This is a genomic window from Exiguobacterium mexicanum, from assembly GCF_005960665.1.
Taxonomy (GTDB): Bacteria; Bacillota; Bacilli; order Exiguobacteriales; family Exiguobacteriaceae; genus Exiguobacterium; species Exiguobacterium mexicanum_A.
Map to the genome: position 1 here is coordinate 1898787 of NZ_CP040676.1, position 20492 is coordinate 1919278.

18 protein-coding genes and 2 pseudogenes are annotated in these 20492 nt (G+C 40.1%); 3 read left to right on the plus strand and 17 right to left on the minus strand.

The annotated features are described in order from the left end of the window. Positions 1–35: 35 nt before the first annotated feature. The 15 genes and pseudogenes from FED52_RS10155 to FED52_RS10220 form a co-directional block, all read right to left on the minus strand. A complete protein-coding gene (locus tag FED52_RS10155; RefSeq protein ID WP_138859787.1) occupies positions 36–293 on the minus strand; it encodes a hypothetical protein in 258 nt (85 codons plus the stop codon). Between the two features lie 8 nt (positions 294–301). After that, positions 302–745: a hypothetical protein gene (locus FED52_RS10160; protein ID WP_138859788.1), complete on the minus strand. Its 444-nt coding sequence runs from the start codon at positions 743–745 to the stop codon at positions 302–304. Positions 746–758: 13 nt separating this feature from the next. Next, positions 759–3116, minus strand: coding sequence for a DEAD/DEAH box helicase family protein (locus tag FED52_RS10165; protein WP_138859789.1), 2358 nt, complete (start codon positions 3114–3116; stop codon positions 759–761). After that, positions 3109–3438, minus strand: coding sequence for a nucleoside triphosphate pyrophosphohydrolase (locus FED52_RS10170; RefSeq protein ID WP_138859790.1), 330 nt, complete (start codon positions 3436–3438; stop codon positions 3109–3111). The genes FED52_RS10165 and FED52_RS10170 overlap by 8 nt, the downstream gene beginning before the upstream one ends. A gap of 213 nt (positions 3439–3651) precedes the next feature. Then, a complete protein-coding gene (locus FED52_RS10175; RefSeq protein WP_138859791.1) occupies positions 3652–4200 on the minus strand; it encodes a hypothetical protein in 549 nt (182 codons plus the stop codon). 79 nt (positions 4201–4279) lie between these two features. After that, positions 4280–5214: pseudogene (locus FED52_RS10180) on the minus strand (IS30 family transposase). A 349-nt stretch (positions 5215–5563) separates the two neighbouring features. After that, positions 5564–5737 carry a hypothetical protein gene (locus FED52_RS13890; protein WP_167491830.1) on the minus strand — a complete coding sequence of 58 codons (174 nt, stop codon included), beginning with the start codon at positions 5735–5737 and terminating at the stop codon, positions 5564–5566. A 168-nt stretch (positions 5738–5905) separates the two neighbouring features. Next, positions 5906–6094: a hypothetical protein gene (locus FED52_RS10185; protein ID WP_138859792.1), complete on the minus strand. Its 189-nt coding sequence runs from the start codon at positions 6092–6094 to the stop codon at positions 5906–5908. A gap of 89 nt (positions 6095–6183) precedes the next feature. Continuing rightward, a complete protein-coding gene (locus FED52_RS10190) occupies positions 6184–6693 on the minus strand; it encodes a hypothetical protein (protein WP_138859793.1) in 510 nt (169 codons plus the stop codon). A 33-nt stretch (positions 6694–6726) separates the two neighbouring features. Then, on the minus strand, positions 6727–7587 hold the full coding sequence (locus tag FED52_RS10195; protein ID WP_205729340.1) for a hypothetical protein: 861 nt from the start codon (positions 7585–7587) through the stop codon (positions 6727–6729). Between the two features lie 99 nt (positions 7588–7686). After that, the gene (locus tag FED52_RS13940; RefSeq protein WP_205729341.1) at positions 7687–8016 is read right to left on the minus strand and encodes a helix-turn-helix domain-containing protein; all 330 of its coding nucleotides are present in this window, start codon (positions 8014–8016) and stop codon (positions 7687–7689) included. Positions 8017–8125: 109 nt separating this feature from the next. Beyond that, entirely contained in the window at positions 8126–11113 is a 2988-nt protein-coding gene (locus FED52_RS10205) for a type III restriction-modification system endonuclease (protein WP_138859794.1), read from the minus strand. Between the two features lie 13 nt (positions 11114–11126). Further along, entirely contained in the window at positions 11127–13022 is a 1896-nt protein-coding gene (locus FED52_RS10210) for a site-specific DNA-methyltransferase (protein ID WP_138859795.1), read from the minus strand. Next, entirely contained in the window at positions 13023–13775 is a 753-nt protein-coding gene (locus tag FED52_RS10215; RefSeq protein ID WP_167491832.1) for a DUF4391 domain-containing protein, read from the minus strand. A gap of 20 nt (positions 13776–13795) precedes the next feature. Continuing rightward, the gene (locus tag FED52_RS10220; RefSeq protein WP_138859797.1) at positions 13796–17038 is read right to left on the minus strand and encodes a helicase-related protein; all 3243 of its coding nucleotides are present in this window, start codon (positions 17036–17038) and stop codon (positions 13796–13798) included. A gap of 236 nt (positions 17039–17274) precedes the next feature. On the opposite strand from FED52_RS10220, the pseudogene FED52_RS10225 reads away from it, so the two are divergent. The 3 genes and pseudogenes from FED52_RS10225 to FED52_RS14065 all read left to right on the plus strand — a co-directional run bounded on the left by FED52_RS10225 (position 17275) and on the right by FED52_RS14065 (position 19153). Further along, a pseudogene (locus tag FED52_RS10225) lies at positions 17275–18199 on the plus strand (IS30 family transposase). Between the two features lie 37 nt (positions 18200–18236). Then, complete coding sequence (locus FED52_RS10230) at positions 18237–18962, plus strand: recombinase family protein (protein WP_138859798.1); 726 nt, start codon at positions 18237–18239, stop codon at positions 18960–18962. Continuing rightward, positions 18848–19153 carry a recombinase zinc ribbon domain-containing protein gene (locus FED52_RS14065; protein WP_138859799.1) on the plus strand — a complete coding sequence of 102 codons (306 nt, stop codon included), beginning with the start codon at positions 18848–18850 and terminating at the stop codon, positions 19151–19153. Before FED52_RS10230 ends, FED52_RS14065 begins: the two co-directional genes overlap by 115 nt. Positions 19154–19263: 110 nt before the next feature. On the opposite strand, the gene FED52_RS10240 is transcribed toward FED52_RS14065, so the two are convergent. Further along, positions 19264–19467 (minus strand): hypothetical protein, encoded by a 204-nt coding sequence (locus tag FED52_RS10240; RefSeq protein WP_138859800.1) that lies wholly within the window; start codon positions 19465–19467, stop codon positions 19264–19266. A 75-nt stretch (positions 19468–19542) separates the two neighbouring features. Then, positions 19543–20355: a bacteriochlorophyll 4-vinyl reductase gene (locus FED52_RS10245; RefSeq protein ID WP_138859801.1), complete on the minus strand. Its 813-nt coding sequence runs from the start codon at positions 20353–20355 to the stop codon at positions 19543–19545. Positions 20356–20492: the final 137 nt, after the last annotated feature.

A 20492-nucleotide genomic window follows, 5' to 3' on the forward strand; every position in this document is an offset into this window, starting at 1 on the left:
GAAAGCGGAACCAACTAAAATGGTTCCGCTTTCGGTTAGTTATTCGGTTGGCGAAGGCCCCATATGCCTTTATTTCCCGTGGAATAAAATAAGTCTTCTTTCCCCGCGAAGCTGGCCGAATCACTTGAATGGGCCCGAATCTGTTTATTGACGTGAGCCTTCCAATCTTTATACCGATCGAGCTCGAGTTGATAGTATGACCGCTCGATATATGCGTTGATTTCTTTCAATGAAGCCGTCCCGCCATGATGCTGGATGGCGAATTGGATTTTGCGAAGTAGTGCGCGTTTCAAATTATCCCTCACCTTTCACTAAATACTTCTAAGTACTCTTCAAACTTTTGTTCCACTGCTTTAATGATTCTATCATGAGCCGCTTGACCTTCAATACAGTACTCTTCCCTCACATAAAACATATCATCAATTAATTCAAAGGGTGGAGAAATATTGCTTACTCTAGTAGAAGTTGTTGATAGATATTTTAATGGCAGTGTTCTTAAATGCCGTTCCATTTTTGCTTGTGAAAAGCTCGTTGTAAAGCCCGCACTTATATTTTTAAGGGTATAAGAACGGAGTTGCTCGTTCACTAAATCATAATAAGGTTTTGCGAGTTCAGTTATCGAAATTGGCGCATACCAATCTTGAGAACCTCGCTCTAACATTATTTTCAGTACGTTCATCTTGTAAGGTCCCTGTCTATCGAACTCATCTATGTACTGAATTAACCGCTCAAGCCGATCTTCCATAATTACGCCACCCTCATTCTGAAGCCTTACGACTGAAGTAGTGATGTAGCCGCACTTCAACGATTTGACTGATCCATTCGTAAACTAAAGGATGAGCAAATGCTTCATTATGCTCGATGTGTAATGACTCCTCTGATACGAAGAACGGTCCTTTAGCTATTTTATCAAATGGCATCCGCAACAGTAACTTTTCAATCTTTTGTTGATGGAACGGGGATTGGAAGTCTTTCGTCTGTCCGTCAATCTGCTGACGATATGGGAATTCATTGATGAACTCATAGAATGGACGAGCCGCCTCGCTAGCTGAGAGTGGTTGAAGCCATCCCGCGACCCCACGACTTAACATGATGGATAACACAATCATCTTATAGCTCTTCGTCATGTCTGTGTATTCTACTTCAAGCAATAGCGACTTCACCTCTTCAAACAGGTTACTCTCTTCCTCATCCAGCTCCCCCATCCGATTGAGGAACCCGTAAAACCCTCCATCTTTCTTCCATTCAGAACGATAGGCATCCATCGAGTATTCGCCTCGTTGAATCAACTCTAGATAACTCGGCCGTCTTCCGAGTTCTTCTTTCACCATGAAGTAGTTCCGCTCCAACTGTTGTCGCCGTGTCGAAGAACGGGTGACCATTCGCTTCAATAAATCGATGGCATGTAAATCAAATTCGATGGTACATTCGCCTGGTAAATCCACATCTGTAGGAAGTGCTTTGACAATCGGTTGCCGCTTCGTCGTCAACAGCGCCAACTTTTTATCGATGTTCTTATAGTTCCCAATCAAATCGATGATGGTGCAGTGCGTCTTCCCACTCAATAGACGTAATCCACGACCAATCTGTTGCGTGAAGACAGTCAACGATTCGGTCGGGCGGCAGAACAATAATGTATCAATTTCCGGGATATCGACACCTTCATTGAACAAGTTGACTGCGAAGATAATATCGAGATGGCCTTGCTTCAATTGACGCATCACATCAGCACGATCATATTCTGCCTGACTATGTAAAGCTACGGCTTGAACACCTTGCAGACGGAAATAGTCGGCCAAGTATTCAGCCTGAGTGACCGACGAACAGAAGCCAAGAGCTCTGGTCTGATGATGCATCCGCCAGGCATCAAAGATTTTTTGAGCGACGCTTTCCTTCAACTGCTCCGCCAACAGTTCGTCCTGATCATAGCGACGACCGTTGATCAGTCGAATCTGCGAATAGTCAATTTCATCATAAACACCGACATAATGGAACGGTGTCAAATACGACTCTTCGATTGCTTCAGTGAAGTGCATCTGATACGCGACATTGTCATCACACAAGGCGTAGACGTCTCCCCCGTCCAATCGATCGGGCGTCGCCGTCAATCCGAGCAAGAATTTCGGCTCGAAGTAATCAAGGACACGCCGATAGGATGGTGCCGCCGAATGGTGGAATTCGTCGACGACAATCAAATCGAACTGATCTGGTGTGAACTGTTGCATCCGATGTTTCGAGGCCAATGTTTGAATCGAGGCGAATAAGACATCTGCCGATTCCTCATCTCTTGAGTCACCGCCAAGCAATAATCCCGTCTTCCATTCGCTTGCGACTTTCTTATACGATACCTCAGCTTGAAGCAAAATCTCTTTTTGATGGGCAATGAAGAGCACTCGTTTGAACTGGCGCGCGAAGAAGGCGCTCAAGTACGTCTTTCCTAGCCCTGTAGCGAGCACGAGCATCGCTTTCCGTCTACCCTCGTCCATCGTCTCGCGTAACGCCTTTAAAGCAGCGTCTTGCACAGTGTTTGGTGTGATTGTATCGTCCTCGATATAGACCGGGGCCGGCGCTGCGATTTGTTCGGCTTCCTTCACCCGATTTTGCCGGGCCATATATTCTTCACGATAGGGCTGCAGCGAGACGGTATTCATGATTTGAGCGTAGTCACTATAGAAGAGCTCATGAAATGAATCGACTGACTGTTCAAACACGTCCTCCGAGATGCTCGCCGGTATCTCGACATTCCATTCGACACCTCGATTCAAGGCGCTATGCGACAGATTGGACGAGCCGACAAAGAACGTCCCTCCATCTTGTGTTCGGAACAAATATGCCTTCGGGTGAAATGACTGGCCTTTCGATCGATAGAGTCGTAGTTCCACGCCTTGAATGTTCATTAACATTTCAAGCGCGTCCGGGTTCGTCAAATAGAGATAATCTCCAATCAGAATACGGACTTGGGCACCGCGATGGACTGCTTGCTTAAGTGAAGCGACGAGTTCTTGAACACCCGATACTTGCGCAAACGCGACGACCATATAGATTTCAGTCGCCGCATTGATTTGGTGTTGTAATGGAATTCGTAAATGGCTCGTATGAAGACGTAACTCACTCATGATCAAGGACCTCTTCCAAGAAGAGACCTTTTTCGAAGCCGCCTCGCTTCTCACGCTTCTCCTCACGGATGCGATTTAACTCTTCGAAGCTCGCACCATGCATCTTTCCGAGCGTATAGACGAGTTCCAGAATGTCAGCAAGTTCTTCGAGTGATTCTTCATCGATATTCGTCTCTTCGTACTCTTTGATTTCCTCGTGAAGTTTCAAGCGGGCCTGTTCGAAATGTTCAGCTTGATTCAAGTGTTTGACGACAGGAATTTGTCCTGCTTCATGGATGATTTCAGGAATACGGTCTCGGATCAGTTTGTTATATTTAGGCATTGAATTTTCTCCTATCATTATTTTTCAGAGAATTAACTTCTCTAGGAGAGGTGATCAACAAACTCCTAGACACCTTCTCCAAAATCTACAACCATTTCCAAAAACACATCGATTGGATAACTTACCTCCCAGATTTTCTTAGAGAATATATTGCTCTTGATTAGAAAACACACCTTATCTTCTCCTTGCAACATCACCTTTTCAATAATAAATTTATTTAAATCGTGTTGTATGTATTATATCTTCTGTGCTCAACAAGTCTTCTAATTTATAATACCAACCACCCGCGTTATTTTTTAATGGTCTGGTATTATTATTTAGTTCGATTATCTTGTTTAATATATAATATTTATAAGGTATATTCTTTTCATAATTAAATTCTTTCATTCTCTCAAGAATATAACTGCTTAAACGTTCTTCCACATTTTCAGCAAAAACTCTCTCAGCAAATACACTTTCCCAATTAGTAATATCTATTTCGAGTGTCTCAACAATTTCATATACTACCTTCTTTTTACCCCCATCTGGATATCTGAATGTTATATATTTAGTTTGTTTTTTGTATGGGTAATCATTTGGATGTGCATGTATGGCATACTTCTCAACAATATCGTAAGTTCCACCGACCGAAACCGAAAGAACTAATTCGTTTCTATCTATTGTTTTTTCGGGAATCAACTCAGCTCCCCAAGTAAAATTTAAGGATTCTTCTTCGGGTTCTACTTTTATGCGCGACAAAAACTCCATTTTATGATTAATCATTTCTTCACTAATAGACCAATTTCCAGATAGTTCTATCTCCTGAATTAATTGTTTACCGTATTATTTAATTGACGGTTTGTCAAATTAAGCGCAACACTTCCTCGGTGAAGACCTCGTGTGCCGTTTTCCAGCCGAGACATTTCCTCGGCCGCCCGTTGATCTTGGCGAGCGCGTCCGCGAGTTCGCCCTCAACGACCTTTGAGAAGTCCGAACCCTTTGGGAAGAACTCGCGGAGAAGACCGTTGGCGTTCTCGTTGCTCCCACGTTGCCAGAACGAGTAGGGGTCGGCGAAATACATCGGTACGCCGAGGATCGCCCGGACGCGCTCGTGACAGCTGAACTCCTTGCCCCGGTCCGTCGTCGCGGTCCTGAACGTGCCTTCCGGGAAGGCGCCATGTACCGCATGGATCGCCTCCTCCATCGAGGCCGCGCTGCGGTCGGTGATCGGCAGGGCGATGTAGAACCGGCTCTTTCGTTCGATGAACGTCGCGACGCAGGCCCTCGACTTCCCACGTCCGGACACGACGGTGTCGAGCTCCCAATGGCCGAACGTCTTGATTGTGCGCACCTCTCTCGGACGTTTGGCGATGGACAGCCCGATGTTGAATCGTCCCCGTGTCTCCACCGGCTTTTGGCGCTTTCCCTTCTGGCGGAGCGCGTCGCCGGCACGTCGATCAGCCCCGCGTAGATCCAACGATAGATGGTCGAGAAGGCGATTCTGCCGTCGAAGAGACGACCCACGATCTTTTCCGGGGACCAGGTCGCCCTCAGTTTCTCGATGATCGTCTGGCGCATCGTGTCGTCGAGCTTCGTCTTGGCGCCGCAGTTGCTCTTCGCCTTGGCGTAGCGTTCCTGTGCGCGTTCGGCCGTGTAGCCGGGGTTCCGTCTGATTTCCCGCGAGACGGTCGAGGGCTGTCGCCCGAGCCGTCTCGCGATGGACCGTACGGATATCCCGAGCTCCAGGTAGGTCTCTATTTTCACGCGTTCGGCTGTGGTAAGATGGGTGTAGCTCATAGCGATTCCTCCGTCTGAATGTGTGTTGTGGTGACTTCATTCTACACGAGGCCGTCGCTATGGGCTTTTTTGTGTTCACGTTCGGGTGTTGCACTTAATTTTATAATTCATCATAAATAAATATATATAGTTTGAATTGAGAAAAAATGAAAGATATATCTAAAAATTTATTAATATCTCTCAAGTTTAAAATATTAAATTAATTTAGTAAGACACCAAATCCACCTTAAATTTGATATTGTTAATGATTTTTAAACCTCATTTATTTATGATACGGTTCACCGTAACGTTGGATAGGGTAAACTAGTCTAATATTGAGCAGTAAGGATGCATAAGTTTGATGATATTCTTACTGCTCCTTATCCACTAACAACTGGTCTTCTTTATCAGGAAAATTCTCATACAATAGATTAGATAAATGATCCACCATCTTCATAATAAACATTCCTTGCATTTGTTCAACAATCTCACTTTCATTCTCTTGTATTAGCTGACTAAAGACAAGTCTGTTCATCTGAATCATTTCATATGTCCCTCAGGTACCTGCAAGACTAATCCCTATATTACTTGCACCGCTTCCAAAGGATCCACTAGATGTACTGAGTGATGATACTATAGATTTAGGTGCAGAATGGATGTTATTCGATGCAATTTTATATGGCTTCAAACCATGCTGTCTGTTAATACTTTTTCAAATCTGGTTAAATGAAGCATTTTGTCCGTTCTTCAAATACTTCTTTGCCCATATGTAGTCACTTCTCTCTTTCAAGTTAGTGAAATCTTTTCCTCTTTTCTCCGTTATTTCACGTAAATGCACCCTTAATTCTTTCTTAACTGTTTCGTCATCAAGGCTCTCACCTACAAGTCTTTCTTGAAACATCAGGTCCTTCATTTGCATAACAGGTAAATAATCAAAATAGCTTTCTGCTGCATCTTCACCATTCTGTACAATAAATTCACTTATTACAGCTAATTCATGTAGGACCGAAACCTTGTAATTGCACCTGTTCCAAATCCACCTTTGATTAAATATATTATTTCAGAGTATATAGAGCAGGCACGGATATGTTGGTGAAATAAAAAATCTGCTAAAGCCTTTTCTTTATTTTCATTTATTTTTTTAGAAAATAGTTCTCCTAACTCCCTACTCAATATTTCTAGTAGTTCCAAGTAATAAAACTCTAGACCATAATGTTGAGCTAACCTGTTATTAAATCCTACCCCCTCTAATCGAAGGTCTTCCCGCATTTTGTATCCAAATAAAAAAAGTAAATCATTTATATCATCGTCTTCAACCAAATCATACTTTCCTAGGTTTTCTAAAGTCTTGGTTAATTGTTCCTCAAACTGTTCTTGTTCGTACTCTTTAAGTTTTTTACTTATCCATGACATAAAAATGAGCTTTGACAAAGAGTATCTTTCTTCTTTTTCCTTGGAAGTAGCATCTTCTAATACATCTTTCAAAAAATCTTCGTACATTGTCTGGACCCCTTTCATTAAAATATTATCCTACTAGTCTACTGTGACTAATTGTCCATACTTACAAACCTCACAAACAATTAACAATTCCTCCGTATCTCTTTGTTCTCCATCAGGACTATATATTTCAAAGTTTCTACTGCCACACTTCTTACATCGATGATTACCAAATGGATCATCTTGCTTAGCTAAAAGATTTTCAAAAGATGATGCTACTGCGGTACATAAAGTTAAACATATAGAAGCTTCATATATGGTCCTAGTATCAGAATGGGTAATTTTGTTTGCAAAATCCCAGGCCGAATAAGAAATTTTCCTTAAATGGTCTCTCAAATCTGAATTTTCCCCACCTGGCAATAGACCACTGATTGCAATCCTACTCCTATTTTTAAAGTCACTTCGTTTGGGTTCTTCTTCTCCGTCTTGTAAGAATTCTTCAGAAAATATGTTATGACCAAGCACAATTAATGCTTCTCGACAAATCATTCCTACTGACTGTATCTCTTCTGATTCAATGGCATTATTTAATACTGCTGCGGCTTGTGTGAGCTTTCTTCTTACAGCAATAGATATTTCTATTCCTGTTTCAATTTCTTGAATTTTTTTTGACGGCTCTTTACTGTCATCATTTAATAATCTAGTCATTAAACCTAAGTGAAAGGAGTAAGCTTCATCCGTTGAAAAATAATATGCTTGGTCTTGAGGATATAAATTCATTGGTAAACCTTCACCTTCAACCACCCACCAAGATCCATCTTCATCTGTTTTTACATTCCACACGGTGACTTCAAAGCCCAAGTCATTATATGATTGCTCTGGCTTAGAATGTATAACATTGCCTTTGCATTGTCCTTCCACATAGTTTTCAACTTCTTCTTTTGTTCTAGTGCTCATTCTTTTCTCCCTCCGTTACTGTGACTATATAATAAATAAAAGAGCAGCCTAAATATAGCTATTCATTGGCTGCTCTTCTGAAGTAGTTAATTACAAACATCATTCTTCATTTAAATATTCGTCGATTTTCATTTTCACTTTTATTCGAAGGTTCTCATGACCATTTTCAATCTTTGATAAGGTTTCTAGACCAATCCCTAGTTTCCGAGCTAGCGCTCTTTGTGTTAGGCCTTCGGCTTTCCGTTTACAATAGACGTCCATTGCTAATGATGACGGCAACTCGTAATCGTCGCTGTCATCATCCCAATCTGGTTCCCAGTCGCCATTACCTTTATTAAACTCCATGTCCAGGTATTCCTCTATACCCACTAGCGCTCGGAGTTCTCCTTCTGTTTCATACATGAAACCATGGCATAAATTGCTCTTCATATTATCCGCACCTTTTAGTCAAATTACAAACAGAGTGTATTGTGTTTATCCCGTCTGTTAATTTGAGTAGAACCATTAGGTACAGATAATGCAAGGGGAAAAGATGGGTCTATATTCCCGTTTTGAATTTTTCATAGCTGTTAGCGAGCTTGTATGTGACCCCGTTCTCCAATGCAGCAAAGTGCTTCCGACCACATGTGATTTTTCCATCTTCTTTTAATCGAAGATCCTCCTGGTCAGTGCTCCCCTTTGTTTCAACAACGAAGAATAAAGTTTCTACCCCCTCTTTTTCAACCAATACTGCCCAGTCAGGGTTGTAATTGCCCAGTGGTGTATCTATTACGAATGATGAAGGAAGCTTAACAAATAACTTAACGTCTTCATCACTGTTAAGCTTTTCTGCAAATGCTCGCTCTACACTGGAATCATAGCGAATATAGTTATAGACTGACTTATCATTGGACACTTCAATAGCATTTGCCTTCATATAACCGACAAGCTCTTGATGCTCGAATAAAGATTGTTGATAAAATGCATGGTCACCTATACGCTCATATTTAATGCCATCAACAATTAACTTCTTCTTTTCTCTGTTAATGATTTTCATAACAGCTTCCATGAATGCTTGTGGATTTTTCTCAAAGTCTTTCAAGCGTTTGGAGCCAATTAAGATGTCCACAAGTGTACGTCTTTTAAGGTTGGTCTGTTCCTGTAAATAACGCAGAATGTCTGGCAGACGTCGTTTCTCTTCCAGCGCTTCGTATACACGCATTGTCTGCCCTTCTCCAGACACACCTGATTGGTCCACTTTCAATAGGGCATTTTCTCGTTTAATTTTCCTAGCCTTAAATACGTCCAGCTTTTGTATTTCAACTATACATCGGCTCTTAAGTGTATCGGAATCCAAATCTACCGAATAAGTAGTCTTGTATTTTATTTGGTTCCATAGTTGATTAAACTCGTCGCTTAAGAGAACTTCTTTATTAAGCTTAATATCCACTTCGTCTTTCTTATTGAAGATCGGCAGCTTCTTAATGGAATTTCTTATGACCCTTTCAATATCCTGCTTTATTTCCTTAAATTCATCTGGAACATCGAAAGTTTCATTTGCTATTGCTTCCTTCAGCTTGTTTTCAACCTTTCCTTTTTTATCAAGGAATTTCTCTTTAACAAGGAAGGAATACACTTTGGCTGAATAGTCGTAGCCTATTTCCTTGGACTCTCCAGTCACCTCATCTGTCAGAGTAATGGTAGAGAAGGATTGTTCTTCAAGATATCCAAACTTAACACCTGTCTCATCTTCCATTTCCTTCTGAAGTGATTCAGCAAATTGTTGGTACGATTCATTTGCTATTACTGTAAGAACATTAATATTCTCGTCATACTGTCTTTGTCCATCTTGATTTACAGATAAGCGCAAGCCACGACCAATTTTTTGCCGCTTAGTGAAAGGGTCCTTGGTTTCAACTAAAGTGCATATTTGGAAGACATTTGGGTTATCCCATCCTTCTTTAAGGGCAGAGTGGGAAAAGATAAATCGCAACGGCGTCTCAAAGCTTAGTAGCTTTTCTTTTTCCTTCATGATGAGTTCAAATGCTGATTCATCATCTTTATTCGACCGCAGGCTGCCATCTTTCGCAACTTTACTGTCTTTATAGTTTCCACTCTTATCCCGAGAAAAGTATCCGTCATGAACTTCATCTGCACTCTGGTTTGAAATATATTGGTCTTCTTCAAAGAGCGAGCGATATTTAGGTAACTTAATAAGGGAATCATACTCTTCTTCAAAAATCTCGGCATACTTTCCTTTTTGCCAAGGTTGTCCTTTTGGATAAACTCGATAGTTCTCTACTTTGTCTATAAAGAAAAGAGTAAGTACTTTGATTCCTTGGTGGACAAGTCTTTTTTCTTTATCTAAGTGTGTGCGGATCGCTTCTCTTATTTGATATCTCTTGAGTAAGTCATCATCGATACCACCGATCGATTCTCCAAGTTTCAGTACCTTTCCATTTTCGAATTCAACTATTTCGTTTCCAGGATAACAGTCGATACCTTCTACAATATAACCACGGTAGAGTTCCCTCTCACCAGATATTAAATATAAATTGTTTTTATTGTTAGGATTTATTTCTTTTTTCACTTTGGTGACAGTACCATTTTTCTTTTTCTCGTCTATTTCAACAGTGGCTTTGTATCCACTTTTGTTAGAGACACTGACTAGCTTAATATATGGATCGTTAAAATCCTCATCAGAATTGACGGATAGTACTTCAATTTTCTTAACGAGCTTTTTCTCATAAGCATCAACAGGGTCTAGCTTGTACATTAGATTGTATGTGTCCCTATGGGTAGCAGAATACCTCAATTTACAAAGTGGATTTAAAGAAGCAATAGCTTCCTTTGCTTTATCCGTGTTATCAACACTTTGCGGTTCATCAATAATAACGATAGGGTTTGTTTCTTGAATAAATTGAATAGGTTTTTTCCCGTTCATTGTGTCTCTTTCACGGTGGATAAGGTTAGCCTTGTTTTCTTTTTCTGGGTCATCAAAGCTTTTCTTAAAGGCATCAATATTAATAATCATTACTTCAATATTGGTGCTTGTTGCATATTCACGAACCTGCTCCAGTTTGGATGAATCATATTTAAAGTAGTGACAATGCTGCCCAGGGTACTCGTTTGCAAAATGCTCCTCAGTCATCTGAAACGATTTATATACACCTTCACGAATAGCAACACTTGGCACAACAATAATAAATTTTGAAAAACCATATAGTTTATTCAGCTCAAAAATACTTCTGGTATAAACGTATGTTTTTCCCGTTCCCGTTTCCATTTCGACTGTAAAATTCCAGTCTTGTATAGTAGTGCTCTTTTTAAGATGGTTTCTCACCTGTACCTTCTGAACATTTTCAAGAACTTCTGCTTCGGACAATTCCAGCTTGTTTCCGATCCCAAGCTCTGTTATTTCTTGCCCAACAATATCACCCATGCTTACGGTAAAGTTAGATACTTTTACCGTTTGGCCTTCAAAAATATCAGTGATCGATTGAATGGCATCAAGCTGATACTGTTGTTCATCGAACTTAATTTTCATGTTACCACTCCTTTTATATCACACGAATATCTTCTACACCATATCGCTTAAGGATTTGCTGAGCATTTGTACGAACAGTATCATCTTTAAACCCTTCATCATAAAATACAATTCGTGCTGGTTTTTGTTTGGCCATTTCTTCAATGTGTTCCAATGTTAAATCCCTTTCTAAACAGATGAGTAAATATCCCATACCTACAAAATAAATATTCTTTCCAGCAATCTTTGTTTCTTCAATAGGAACTGTTAATTCAATACCATATTTAAGTAGAATTTCATACACAACATCCTCTTGACTTCGTCCCTCTTTTACTGGCTCAACTAGGTCTAATAAATTTTTTTCCAGATTTATCGACTCTTCGTCCCATAGTTTTAAGTTTGTTTCGTCAAGCTTAAACACCCTGAAGCCAATGTCAAGATTTTCAATTCCTTTCTTATCTTTATTTTCCTCCACAATCTTTCCACCAGCACGACGAATCCTTTCCTTACCAACATCGCAAATATTTTTAAAGCCATCTTTAAATGCAACAGATTTTTCATCCATTAATTCAGGTAATTGGACCATAATAAATCTCCTATTTCCTTCATCCTCTGAATTCAATTGCATAACTGCATGAGCAGTGGTTCCTGAACCTGAAAAGAAATCTAATATTATGTCATCCTTATTAGTACCAATTAATAAAGCTTGTTTTAATAGATCAATCGGCTTTGGAAAATCAAAATAAGAAGATAAACCGATTTTACCTAGCTCTACTGTACCTTTTTCTGTTATGAATCCGATATCATCCCAAATTGACTTAGGTTTGTAAGTTGACTTTCTATATTTTTCATAAATGTTGTAATTACCATCATTTTTCCTTTTTGCTACTAAATTACTCATTAAGGTATTAGTTTGGATATTATCATTAGAAAGCGTCTTGCCCCATCTCCAGCAACTTTCTATTCCACTTGAATTAAAAGGGTAGACTTCTATATTGTATTCGTCACTTTTCTCAAGAGAAACAGGATAAAATCCATCTTTATCCAAATTTTTAGTATTTACATAAAAAGGATAAAAAAGGTTAGGACGATTAAACTTACCAAATTTAGGATTCCTATTTCTTAATTCCCTTATGTTGAATTTCCCAATATTATCTTCTAAATTCAGATCACTATTTTCTTCACTTTTGGGTAATTCATTGAATTCTGTTTCGTTCTTTTTGGTATAAATCAATAGGTATTCATGGGTCTTAGAAACTTGCTTATATGTTTGACCACGTTTATTTGATTGAACAATAATTTGTGCAAATAAGTTTTCCTCTCCAAATACTTCATCACATAATTTTCTTAGGTTAGTTAACTCATTATCATCTATCGAAATAAAGATAGACCCATCTTCTCTTAATAAATTCCTTGCTAACCTTAAACGTGGGTACATCAAATTTAACCAATCTGTATGGTAGCGACCATTTGTTTCTGGATTTGACTTCATATTTTCTTGAATATTTTTCTTATAGTTTTTGATATTATCACTAAAGTCATCTTCATATACAAAATCGTTTCCTGTATTATACGGTGGATCAATGTAAATCATTTTTACTTTATTTCGGTATGAATTTTGTAAGACACGAAGGACCTCTAAGTTGTCTCCTTCAATGTATAGGTTTTGTGTTGTATCCCAGTTTACACTTTCTTCTTTGCTGGGGATTAGTGTACCTGTAGTCTGCTTCTGAGAAAGTTGAATTGCTTCCGTTTTCCCATTCCAGGTAAATTCATACCGTTCTTTTTCCTTTTCCACATTTTCTCCAAGAGCAAGGCGTAATTTATCAATATCAACTTTGTTCTCAGTGAATATTTCTGGAAATAATTCTTTTAGTTTTTCAATATTATCCTGAACAACATTAAATGTTCTTCCTTCTAACTTCTGCAATTAACACAACTCCTTTATTTGCTGTAATTGAATATTGACTTGCTGTTCTTGCCGCTTTATCTTCATGTGCAAATCCATCTTTACACCAAAATCAACTTGGCCTTTCTGCTCAAGCTGCAATTGTTCGACATCTTTGAGATTTTTTTGAACATTACTTAATATGTTGACTGCTGCCTCACGCTTTTCTGAACTGGAAGGTATCGCCCCTACCAACTGAATCAATTCTTCACATCTTATCCATTGATGAATATCCTCGTAAATGCAATATAGGTTTTCAAAAGATAAATTTGAAACGACCAATGTGTTCAGTAATTTGGAATATGCGGTATCTTCTTCACTCGGGTTAAACCAGTCGGTAATGGTAGGTTGTTCAACAACAACTTTGGTCTTGTCATTTTTATTAAGCCTTTTATGGCTTGTACTCATAAGAATCTGACCTTCTGGTGATGACAAGATTAATACCACTGGATTAAGAATAGACTTATGAACGGCCCCAATAATCCTGTTTATATTTTTAGTCATTCTTAGCTCGACATATATCCAAACCACTTCTGCATAATGGAATTCTTCATCCTGGTAGATTGGAATATTCATACTCTGCTGATTCATAACACTTAATAGATAAATCCCCTCTATCTGGGAAGTGAACATTTCCTTCTCGGATGTAGAAAGGTCCGCTTGTGTAAAAAATGCTTTCTTTGGTATCTTACGGTTTAGCAAAGCACGTTGAGGTATCTGCAAACGATTAATCAACCATTCCCTCATTCCATCACCTACTTTATCACTAAAAATGATATCAATTCAAAGTCTTCCGAAGTTGTATTAGAGTCCTGTAAAAGACTAGAATTCCCAAGACTGAACAACGATTCCATGCCTTGCTCTTCTACAATACCAAGAACAAATTCGACTGCCTTGTCTAATAGATACTTGTAAGAAGACATGTCCTTCATATCCTCTGTTTCATGATTGAACTGATGAATCAACTCGTTGAACACGTCCCCTTGACCATTAGCAACTTTACGGAAGATATCCAGTATTTGCTTTGTCTTTAAATGTCCTAGTAACACCTCTCCATCCGTATTCATATAAACAAGATAATATGGATATAGTGCGCTTGTTTCTTTTACTTGTGCTGCTGCATTGCGTTGTTTGATGCAGAATATTACCCCTGGTTCGGTATCAGAAGACGGAGCCAACTGAAGCGATGTAACTGCATGTAATCCCAAGGGAGCAGTCTCAATTTTCTTCTTATTGGCGTCCATATAATCAAGTAAATCCATTTTAAAGTCGTTCAGAGTCAAGTCTGTGATAGAGATTCCCCCAGAGATGTCCTCTAAATCAACTACTTCTTCTTGTAGTTGTTTCAATTGCTTTTTACGATATTCCAAATCGTTCATTTGCTTCTTTTCATCGTATTCTATTACATTCTCTTCACCTGTTGCTGAAATATCAAGGAGCACCATTCTACCGCTGACACGTGCTTCCAAATTAATATACTCATCAAGGTCGATGTTCGGCCAGAAGTTCACCAGTTGGATAACATCATTCTTAGAGCCTAAACGATCGATTCGACCAAACCGTTGGATTATTCGAACTGGATTCCAGTGTATATCATAATTAATTAAATAATCACAATCTTGCAGGTTCTGACCTTCTGAAATACAGTCAGTTGCAATCAATATGTCGATTTCATCCTGTATTTTTGAATCAACTTTGTTTCTTTCCTTCGAAACAGGTGAAAAGTTGGTCAGTATAGAATTTAAATCTTTCTGGATTCCTTTTAATGTAGTCTGGTTGCCTCCAGAACCAGTGACTAGAGCTGAGTTAACACCATGCTTTTCCAACACCCATTGCGATAACTCTTTATACAAATAACTTGCTGTATCTGCAAAAGCTGTGAAAATGATGATTTTTTTATTTTCTCCATTGATAGGATGGAGCAGCTTTTGGTCAATCATTGATTTAAGTTTATTCAACTTGGCATCACGTGAAGCTTGTACTTTTGCTGATTCAATGAGTAGCTGCTCAAGTTTCTCTCTATCATCCTGTAAATCTTGCTTCCACTTAATGCGGTCGATATCCTGGAGCAGTACTTTTACCTTCGATCCTATTAGCATGTTTTCAACATCATCATCGTCAATATCGACTTCATTAATATTAATATCAGCATTCAAGTATTGTTGAATGTTATCAAGCTTTAGTAACAAGTCATCAATTTTTGTTAAAAGTGATGCTACTGTCATACCAAATGAATGAATAGAGCTTTCCATCCGTTTAAGCAAGTTAACCCTCATTAAATGGACAAGACTTCGTTCACGGTCAATCTGCTTAAATACTGAACCACCTTTTACCTTCATATCATATTTTCGGCTGTATTCCTCTTGCTTTTCAGGCATTACATATTTTAATGGAGAATAGGCACTTAAATTCAGTCTGTTAATGAGCCTATTGACTTCCTTTATTTCAGGAAATTCATTGTCCTCGTCAATATCAGCATGTACATTTCTCGGTTTCAACCGTTCTGGAAATTTCCCAATCTCCGACATATTGTAGTATTTTTCAATATGTTTTCTTGAACGAGCAATAGTTACTGCATCAAGCAATTTGAAGTAGTCAAAGTTTAACATTTCAAGTAGGGTGTCTGACTTCCGGTCTTCATCATCTAACTTGAGCCATTTATTGAATGCAAGCTGTGCCTTTCTTAATGTTTGTTCAATGCTTTCAATGCCTGCTGATTCAAGTGCTTCATCATTACCTTCCGTAATAAAAGCAACTTGGTTTTTCAAATCATTCATTTTATTGTTTACAGGCGTCGCTGATAGCATTAATACCTTTGTCTTAACACCTGCTTTAATGATTTGGTTCATCAATCTGGAATAACGAGTTTCCCTGTCATTTCTAGCCTGGTTATTCCTGAAATTATGTGACTCATCAATAACAACTAAATCGTAGTTACTCCAGTTCACAGCAGCCAAATTAATATCCCCTGACAAACCGCCTGTACGGCTCAAATCGGTATGATTTAACACATCGTAGTTGAAGCGATCAGTAGAGAGGACATTTCTCTTATCATTTTGAGTGTAAATAAGCCAGTTTTCTCTTAATTTTTTGGGGCACAAAACGAGTACTCTGTCATTTCTCAACTCGTAATACTTAATAACTGCAAGGGCTTCGAACGTCTTCCCCAAACCTACACTATCTGCAATGATACAACCGTTATGCTTTTCCAATTTATCAATAGCTCCGAGTACACCATCTTTTTGGAATTTATAAAGCTTATTCCATATCGTAGTGTCTTTAAAGCCTGTTTTTGATTTTACAATCGCATCTTCATCGAATTCTTCCAGGTAGTCACTGAAAATATTATATAGCGTGACATAGTAAAGAAATTCTGGAGAGTGATTTTCATAAATTGCTGCGATTCTTTCCAACACTTCCTCTTGTACCTCTTCAACAATAGCATCGTTCTTCCACACATCATTGAACCACTGGATATATTGTTTTGTTAATAGAGGTTCATCCATTAGTGAATTCATATGAAGACTAGGCGAGTATGTATAGCCTAATCCACTGCTGGTAAAATCGGAGCTCCCTTGAATAGCCACTGATGAACCATCTTTATTTTCAATATGGAACAGGCGATTCTGTGTTAATGGTGCCGTCAAAGATTTCATCTTTACTTTTGAACTTATCCAGTCAGCACATTCTTTAGCAATTTTCGCCTGTGTAAGTTCATTCCGCATCTTAATTTCGAGTTCTGAACCAGATAACCTTTTCTCTCGACCTGACTTTTCAATGTCTGTAGTACCTTTTGTATGTTTTTCTGAAGTAAAGGTGGGATCGATAAATAAAAACCGTACCTCTTCCACCTTCATTAATTCCTTCTTTAAAGCCTCGAATGCATATATCGTAAAGTAGGATGACATGATCGCTACCTTGGCATCTTTTTTAAAATATGGTTTCAATGCATCTCCTACAATGCCAGACCTTTTGTTATCTAACATTTTCCCTATCATTCCTACACCCCCAAAAAGACAAAAATATAACTATTCTACTACTTTCATTCTACAAGACTTTCAATCAAGGATAAATCAATTTTACAAAAATAGTAATATCTCATTCTAACCGATTTTTTATATGTGATGAATTATAAAATTAAGTGCAACACCCGAACGTGAACGCAAAAAAGCCCATAGCGATAGCCCCGTGTAGAATGAAGTTACCACACAAACATTCAGACGGAGGAATCGCTATGAGCCACACCCATCTTACCACACGAGAACGCGTGAAAATAGAGACCTATCTGGAGCTCGGGATGTCCATCCGGTCCATCGCGAGACGGCTCGGGCGACAGCCCTCGACCGTCTCGCGGGAGATCAGAAGGAACCCCGGCTACGAATCGGGACGCGCACAGGAACGCTATGTGAAGATGAAGGCCAATTGCGGCGCCAAGACGAAGCTCGACGAGGCGACGCGTCTGACGATCACCGAGAAACTGCGGGCGGCAACAGATCGTGGGTCGTCTCTTCGACGGGGAAGTCGCCTTCTCGACCATCTATCGCTGGATCTACTCAGGGCTGATCGACGTGCCGACGACCGTGCTCCGCCAGAAAGGCAAGCGTCAGAAACCAATGGAGACACGCGGACGATTCAACGTCGGGCTGTCCATCGCCAAACGCCCGAGAGAGGTGCGCCCATGCGAGACGTTCGGCCACTGGGAGCTCGACACCGTGGTGTCCGGGCGTGGGAAATCGAAGGCGTGCGTCGCGACGTTCATCGAACGAAAGAGCCGGTTCTACATCGCCCTGCCGATTGCAGACCGTAGCGCGGCCTCGATGGAGGGGGCGATCCAAGTGGTCCACGGCTCCTTCCCTGAGGGCGCGTTCAGGACGGCGACGACGGACCGCGGCAAAGAGTTCAGCTGCCACGAGCGCGTCCGGGCGACCCTCGGCGTGCCGCTCTATTTCGCCGACCCGTACACGTCCTGGCAACGAGGGAGCAACGAAAACGTCAACGGTCTTCTCCGCGAGTTCTTCCCGAAAGGAACGGACTTCGCAGAGGTCGGTGACGGCGAACTCGCGGACGCGCTCGCCAAAATCAACGGGCGGCCGAGGAAGTGCCTCGGCTGGCGAACAGCACACGAGGCATTCAACGATGAAGTGTTGCGCTTAATTTGACAAACCGTCGTGAACAATCCTACCTAAAATCCCTTTGATGCGCTTATTAGAGGATGCCAAACAGAAGAAATTTGAAGCAATTGTTGTTTACAAGCTGGACAGATTAGCTAGGAAAACACGGGATTCACTCGAAATTGTAGAAACTTTAGGTAGCCATGGCGTACAACTCATAAGTTTGTCAGAAAACATAGACACCACGACTCCCCATGGAAAGATGTTTTATACAGTATTAAGCTCATTTGCTGAAATGGAGAGGGAGCAAATTGTAGGTAGGGTTAAAATGGGAATGACCCAAAGAGCTAAGGAAGAAAAATGGAATGGTGGACAATGCTTTAAATATTACGCTAAGGAAAAGAAGCTATTAGTAAATGAAGCTGAAGCGAGAATTGTAAAAGAAATATTTGAATACGCTGATCAAGGTTTTGGTTACAAGAAGATTGTAGGTATTCTCAATCGGAAAGGATACACCACAAAGAGAGGAAACGTCTTCTCTATCGGTACATTGAAAGGGGTCTTGGATAATCCTGTTTATATCGGGCAAGTTCGCTTTAATCAATATGAGAATTGGGCAGAAAAGAGACGTTCAGGTAAAAATAAAGATGCCATTATAGTTGAAGGAGAACATGAAGCAATCATTCCTGAAGACTTATGGGAAAGGGTACAGCAGAAGCGCTCTGCTCGATCATACAAAGCTATACAATCAAATCAACCTTTTATATTCTCACCAAGCTTATTCGCTGCCCTCAGTGCGGTGCTGGAATAGTTGCTGGCAAATCAAAAAGTGCGAATAAAACGTATCGGTACTATAAATGCGGCACCTTTCATAATAAGGGAGCCTCTGAATGCTCTGCTAATAGCATCAATGCAGATAAGGCAGAACGTCAGGTCCTTGAGGAATTTAAACGCATTGTAACTGAATCACAATTTCTTCAACGGTTGATTTATCAGTTTTAGATAAGCAAAATCCCACGGATAAAGAGATAAGGGACATGTTGAAGTCCCTTTCTATTTTAACCTCACTTATGATACGTTTCTCTTCTATTGATATTAAATTTAGTTTCTTATCACTCCACAATCTCAAACGCCTTCACATACACGACATGATCGAGGAAGATAATCCACTCATCCTCGAGCTGGACGAATCCGTCCGTCGCATGACGGAACGATTGATAAATCGATTCGAGCGCCGCGTAGCGACTCTCCACTTCCAGCACTTGCGTCAACACCTCATCATTGATCATATGGAATTCAATTTCATACGATTTCATGTCGTCTCCTCCGTTGCACTCATGATGTCCTTCTATCGATCGTCACCGCCTGCCAGACATATTTCGTCTTCTTGTTTATACACTCCCTTGCAGAATCCCTAAATCTTTCTCAGTCATGTTCGGAATTTCTTGTTTCATCTCTTTGATACTCGCTTCAAGTTCCTCATCAGAGAGATCCATGCTTTCTTCAAGTGCTGTCAGTAGTCTATTTCCCATTTGACGCATGGATGAATACGTGATCCAACCTGAAATCACGCCGCCAGCGATCGGAATCACTTTAGAGATTCCTTGTGCAAAAGATTTTCTCGTCATCTTCAACCCGATGTAGCTTCCCATTTTCTTAAGAATCGGATAATAGATGGTCTGCATCATTGCTCGATTCGGAATTTTCTTTAATGCTTGTTTGGATAATTGCGAAGACAACACTTTAATGGTGGCCGTCGCTCCGCCGACACCAAACATGACGCCGAGAAACAAAATCAATTCTCCGCTCACTCGATTGACATCTAGGCCATTCTCACTCCAAAAATCTTCATATCCATAGATATAACCAATTTCTTGAGCCACTCGAAGCGCCACACCAAAGAATTGAGCCGTGTCCGCTGGAACAGTGGCCGCCATGACCACCCCACCAGGTAACCCCGCGGCAAACGAAGCCGATGAACTTTTCATCGTTCGATTCAAAATGGTCTTCTTCGCGACTCGTCGAATCAACTTTTTTGAAACGTTTGATTGAACCGGTCCTTTTTCAAGGATGTCTGCTAATTGTTTCGCGGTCACGTGCTTACTAAAACTTTTTGCTAAAAACTCTGTTCGATCTACTTTCACCCCTGGTAATTTCACGACATTGATCACTAACTGCTCGAAAAATTTTGCTCCATTCAACATGTTTACCTTTCATCCCCTTCTCTAGTCCTCATCATTTGAATTTTACTCAGCTATATACTGTTTCCTTTAAGCTCGTCTAGAGAAACATTTCAGCTTAGATTGATCGCTTTCTTAACAGTTGATTTTTTCACCAACTA